Source organism: Paenibacillus sp. 01T422, assembly GCF_056398785.1.
On sequence record NZ_JBFTQB010000410.1, the window covers coordinates 1 to 5,462 of the forward strand.

A 5,462-nucleotide genomic window follows, 5' to 3' on the forward strand; every position below is an offset into this window, starting at 1 on the left:
ATACACCTTCTCAATCACATAAATCGCTTGATCCCAAGGCATGGTCATCTCCATGTGTTCCTCTAAATCCATCAAGCTGACTTCATTCTCCGCCTTGCCATTATCGCTTATTGAAATGACGAAGCGCATGCCGAGCCCATCTGCTATATGCTTCCCAGAATCGAAAGTTAGACATTCCAATCTTACCCCAATGCCAACTAGTTGCAGTTCGTTTGTTAGTTCACGTATTGTTGCATTTACTTTGCTTGAAGCTTTAGGCGCTAACAGGATTACTTTGGCTTGTTCGAGGTGATTCATGAACCGACTTTCATCTTCCGGACTCTCATACCTTAGATTGCTGTTTCCCATACCTTTTCACCYAGTCCCTTCTCCCGAGATAAAAAAACGCGCCGGACCTATGGTCCTGCGCGAATTGCTATCCCGCAGGGAGGCCAACGCGAAATGCGTTAGCCCACCCTGATGAGTTCAGGTATGTGCTAACGCCTATAAAAATAATGAAATTGTACGAACCAAGTTGTGTTATTCATATTGATTCGACTCCTTCACTGTCATGATTATTACTGATTATAGCGGGGGGTTGTCAGCAATGCAACAACTTTTTTCTGAATACGGTTACGCCAGAATCGCTTCAATATCGGCTGCAATATCGGAAGGTTCCGTTCTTGCACTGTACTGTTTGACTACACTGCCGTTAGCATCTACAAGGAATTTCACGAAGTTCCACTCAATATCACCTGTACGATAAGGTTCTGGCGTGTTGCTTAGCAAATAAGTGAATAAAGGGTGAGCGTGTTCACCTTTCACATCCACTTTAGCAAACATCGGGAAAGTGACATTGTAATTAAGCTCGCAGAAGCTTTGAATCTCTTCATTCGTTCCTGGCTCTTGCTCGGCAAATTGATTGCAAGGGAATCCCAGAACAACGAGGCCCTTCTCTTGGTACTGCTCATATAAACTCTGCAAACCTTTGTAATGAGGCGTAAGGCCACATGCGCTTGCTGTATTGACAATGAGTAATGCCTTGCCTTTGAACTCAGAAAGTGACTTTGTTTCTCCCGTAATGGTCTGAACCTCAATATCATAAATGGACACAGCGATCTACTCCTTCGATGATAAAATAACTACTTGTCCATTATAGCATTGTTTCCCAGCACCCCCAAATATCATAACGTCCCACGGTTTAGCTTCCCATATCCTGACAGGTGTGTTATATTGTTTACCTGTTTATTCGCAAAATAGACACAACATCTGATCTTAGGAGGTAACTGATCTTGGACACAAAGACTCAAAGTGCCTATCAAGAAGAACTGCAACGACTCGAAGAAACAAATATCGAAATTGACAAGCAGTTGGCTAGGCTTAGAGCAACGCCCGTATATTACGGCCCGGATTTAACCGAACAAGCACTGGAAGTCGCACGTGAAAATGGGCGACACAACTTGGCCAAAGCGGTTGATGAGCCTTATTTTGGTCGTCTAGACTTTCAGGAATCCGGCACAGCTTCATCCCAGCCTTTATACATTGGCAAATCAGGCGTCGAAGACGAACGTACCGGCCAATTGCTTGTTATTGACTGGCGTGCACCGGTTGCCAGCTTATTTTACTCATTCACTGGCGGACTTGATGCTGCTTCCTACGACTCACCGGACGGACTCATTGAAGGTCTCGTCTATTTGAAGCGAAATCTCGTTGTTCGCAAACAAATCCTTCAGCGCGTCGTGGATACTTATGATCGCAACGAAGACTCTTTAGCCGTTGGCGATGAATTCCTGCTCTATCGGTTAGGGGAAAATAAAGACAACAAGCTTCGCGATATCGTCTCCACAATTCAAGCAGAGCAAGACCGCATCATTCGTGCAGCCAAAAATACCGCGCTCATTATCCAAGGGGTCGCAGGTAGTGGTAAAACAACTGTTGCCCTGCATCGTCTCGCTTTTTTACTTTATCAATACCGTGAACAGGTTCGTGCAGAGCGAATGATTATTTTCGCACCGAACTCGATGTTCCTTGATTACATATCAGGCGTGCTGCCTGAACTGGGTGTCGGCAATATTCAGCAAAGCACCTTTACCGATTGGGCATTGAATGTGCTTGATCAAGAAGTGAAGTTAGCAGATCAAGCGCTCACCTTACAAACTTGGTTCTCTCTAGGAAGCAAAAGACCTCCAGTGGACGATAACGCTCCAGGCAGATTTAAAGGTGCGATTGATTTCAAACAATATTTAGACGACTGCTTGACGAAGTTCGAGTCTTCCTACGTCCCAACAGCGGATTTCATCCCATGGGAGGGCGTTAAGCTGCCGCTAGCGAACATACGCGAATGGTTTTTCGTCGAGAATAAGCATTATCCACTCGTCAAACGTCGCGAACGCGTCGTAGCCCGCATCAAGCGTTGGATGGAAATGCAGCTCGACAAAATCTGGGAGCAAACCAAGAAAAAAGATCTGAAAAAGAAATCCGCGCAGCGTTTGCGGACCTATTTGACAGGTTGGCCGGAGCATTCGGCATTCAGCTTCTACAAATTGTTGTTCGGTGAAACCAACCGCCCCGACAGCTTGCCTATAGAGCTTCTTCACAAGCTCCCTGAGCCAATTGTCAGCGCATCGCTTAAGCTTTTCAAGAAAAAAGAAGTGCAGCTTGAAGATCTCGCTCCACTTCTTTATATCCATACACGTCTACATGGCATTCCATCGGATCAATTGTTCGACCATGTCGTCATTGACGAAGCCCAAGACTTTTCACCATTCCAGGTGGCCGTTCTCGATAGCTATACACGCAACAGTTCCTTTACGATTCTAGGTGATTTGTCACAAGGCATTCATGCTTATCAAGGCATCCAAGATTGGAAGGAATTCTCAAGTCTATTTCAAGAAGATCAAGGCGGCTACTTCGAGCTTGAGCGTAGTTACCGGTCAACGATGGAGATTATCCAGTTTGCCAATCTGGTGCTGCAGCGAGGCGTCGAGAACCCGCTTCTGGCAGTCCCTGTGTTCCGCAGCGGGAACAAGGTCCGGGTCTTGCAGACAGACCTCAAAGCAAGAATTCCCCTGCTAGAGCAGGCTATCGCGACTTTACAACAAGGAACGTCCAGCACAATTGCCGTTGTAGCTCGTACGGAGAAGCAAGCTGAAGAGCTGCATGATGTCCTGACCAAAGCTGGCGTTGAAACAAATCTCATCACATCCAAACAACGTGTGTATCGCGGGGGGATTTCGGTCGTACCGGTCTATCTGACCAAAGGGCTGGAGTTTGACGCCGTTCTGCTTATGGATGTTACAGCTGCACATTATGAAGCAACATTTATGGATGCCAAGCTGCTATATGTAGGTTGTACACGTGCGCTTCATGAGTTGTGGCTAATGGCTCCTGGCGAATTATCGCCTCTTGTCTCGACAGATGATCCTGAGATTGTAACTACGGTTGCTCCTTCATAAAAAAGACACCTGATTCCTCTAAGGCTAAGTGCCATAGAATTCGATCAGGTGTCTTTCTTTGTCTTTAATACGCGATCAGTACGCCGCCTTCTCCTGCATACGTGCCAATGACGGTCCCCATGTTCGCGAATAATACGTTGCGGAACGGATGCTTATGGAGGAGTTGGTTCAATACCTCACGTGCTCTTTCCTCACAGTTGCTGTGTGCGACGGCAATCACATCTTTTTCGTAATCGTGAACGGCCTCGCCTACTTTGGCGATCATCCGCTTCAACGCTTGCTGCGTGCCGCGGATTTTATCCATTACTTCAATCGAGCCTTCTTCACTGGCTTTCATGACCAGTTTAATATTCAAAACAGAAGCAACAGCCCCACGGACCCGATCAAGCCGTCCACCTTTAATGACATTTTCTAAAGTATCCAAGAAAAACAGCGTCCCGGAAGAAGCAACCGAACATCGAATCACCTCTACGATTTGCTCAAAAGGTACATCATCCTCAGCCATTTTGGCAGCTTTGTAAGCTAACACACCAAGCCCTAAAGAAGCCGTTTTCGAATCAATGACTTCTATACGCCCTTGATAACCTTCCTCTTGGAGCATTTCTTTGGCCATAAGTGCATGATTGTACGTACTGCTTAGAGCAGAAGAAAGACAAATCACAAGAATATCCTGATTTACCTCAGCTTTTTTCTGATAATCGGTGAGAAAATGCAGCGGTGAAGGACTGGACGTCTTAGGCAGTACACTCTCCGTCTTCATTCTCGCATAGAAATCACAAAGCTCCATATGAGGGGGCATGCACTCCTCTCCGAAATGTACGGACAAAGGCACAATCGTAATCCCTAGCTCGTCCACAATCAATTTGGGGAGGTCGCAGCTGCTGTCAGTGATAATCTTGATAGTCGTCATGTTGTGTACACTCATTTCTTATTTTTTGGCGAAAACGATTCCAACCGTACGAGGTCCGCAGTGACTGGATACCACACAGCCGGTTTCGGTTATATAGACTTGCTTAATATTGGTTTGCTGTTCAATCTGCTCTTTCACATACGCAGCTTCCTCAGCTGCCATGGCATGAGTGACGAAGAGAAACTCTGTATCCATCTCGTCTTTGAGCGCGAGCGCATTATCCAGCAGCTGTTGAAGCGCTTTCTCCCGTTTCCCTCTTACTTTGTCTGTCAATGTCATAGCCCCGTCAATTACTTTCACAATAGGCCTAATTTTCAGTAAACTTCCGAGGAAATGCTGGACACTCGAGCATCGTCCGCCTTTGTGCAAATACTCCAAAGTATCAATGATGAACTCTACTTCAATATGGGAGCGAAACGACTCGATCATGGTTTTGATTTCCGAACTGTTTTTACCTTCTTGAGCAGCGTGTGCTGCTTTCAACACTAGCAAACCAATTCCCGTTGATAGCGTTCTAGAATCTATGACGGTAATTCTATCATCTGGGAAACTCGCAGCTGCTATAGAGGCATTTTGAATCGTCGAAGATAGTTCCGACGAAAGTCCGATATAGACGACATCCTCTTCAGCCTGTAAAGCCCGTTCAAACGCCCCCTCAAAATCTACCGGAGAAGGCGCTGCTGTTTTGGGCAATTTCCCTTTTTCATCTACAAGCTCAAAAAGCCGGTCTGGCTTGATTGAAACACCATCTTTTAACGATAGATCCTCAAAAATAACATAAAGTGGCACAACTTCGATGTGATATTGTTGAATGAGATCATCACTTAAATCACATGTGCTGTCAGTAAAAATACGAACCCGGGACATTACGGTCAACCACCCTATCTTCCATCTATCCATTTACAAACTGAAATCCACATTAATTCTATGGATTGTTGTGTGTTCAGTATATAGGATATGAGAAGAAAGCTCAATCATACAAAATGAAGTAACTATACATTAGAAACCATAGATCGTCATACCGCCATCTACGAACAACGTCTGACCCGTCACATAGTTAGCAGCATCGGAAGCAAAGAAAACAGCAGGTCCCACCAACTCTTCAAGCTCTCCAACAC

Annotated in this window: 6 protein-coding genes; 1 reads left to right on the forward strand and 5 read right to left on the reverse strand. The window is 45.6% G+C overall.

The features are described 5' to 3' along the window. Both AC1DUA_RS21600 and AC1DUA_RS21605 read right to left on the reverse strand, forming a co-directional pair. On the reverse strand, positions 1-348 hold a 348-nt coding region (locus AC1DUA_RS21600), incomplete at its 3' end, for a hypothetical protein (protein WP_477501733.1). A 264-nt stretch (positions 349-612) separates the two neighbouring features. Beyond that, positions 613-1,092 (reverse strand): glutathione peroxidase, encoded by a 480-nt coding sequence (locus AC1DUA_RS21605; protein WP_477501734.1) that lies wholly within the window; start codon positions 1,090-1,092, stop codon positions 613-615. A 179-nt stretch (positions 1,093-1,271) separates the two neighbouring features. On the opposite strand from AC1DUA_RS21605, the gene AC1DUA_RS21610 reads away from it, so the two are divergent. After that, positions 1,272-3,434, forward strand: coding sequence for a HelD family protein (locus AC1DUA_RS21610; RefSeq protein ID WP_477501735.1), 2,163 nt, complete (start codon positions 1,272-1,274; stop codon positions 3,432-3,434). Positions 3,435-3,498: 64 nt separating this feature from the next. On the opposite strand, the gene AC1DUA_RS21615 is transcribed toward AC1DUA_RS21610, so the two are convergent. The 3 genes from AC1DUA_RS21615 to AC1DUA_RS21625 form a co-directional block, all read right to left on the reverse strand. Further along, positions 3,499-4,344, reverse strand: a complete 846-nt coding sequence (locus AC1DUA_RS21615; protein ID WP_477501736.1) for a DegV family protein — start codon at positions 4,342-4,344, stop codon at positions 3,499-3,501. Between the two features lie 18 nt (positions 4,345-4,362). Continuing rightward, on the reverse strand, positions 4,363-5,211 hold the full coding sequence (locus AC1DUA_RS21620) for a DegV family protein (protein ID WP_477501737.1): 849 nt from the start codon (positions 5,209-5,211) through the stop codon (positions 4,363-4,365). 132 nt (positions 5,212-5,343) lie between these two features. Beyond that, on the reverse strand, positions 5,344-5,462 hold a 119-nt coding region (locus AC1DUA_RS21625; RefSeq protein WP_477501738.1), incomplete at its 5' end, for an SDR family oxidoreductase.

Excerpts from the sequence above, each read along its gene's own strand:
- AC1DUA_RS21615 (WP_477501736.1), bottom strand. The coding sequence starts at position 4,344 with ATGACGACTATCAAGATTATCACTGACAGCAGCTGCGACCTCCCCAAA.
- AC1DUA_RS21620 (WP_477501737.1), bottom strand. The coding sequence starts at position 5,211 with ATGTCCCGGGTTCGTATTTTTACTGACAGCACATGTGATTTAAGTGAT.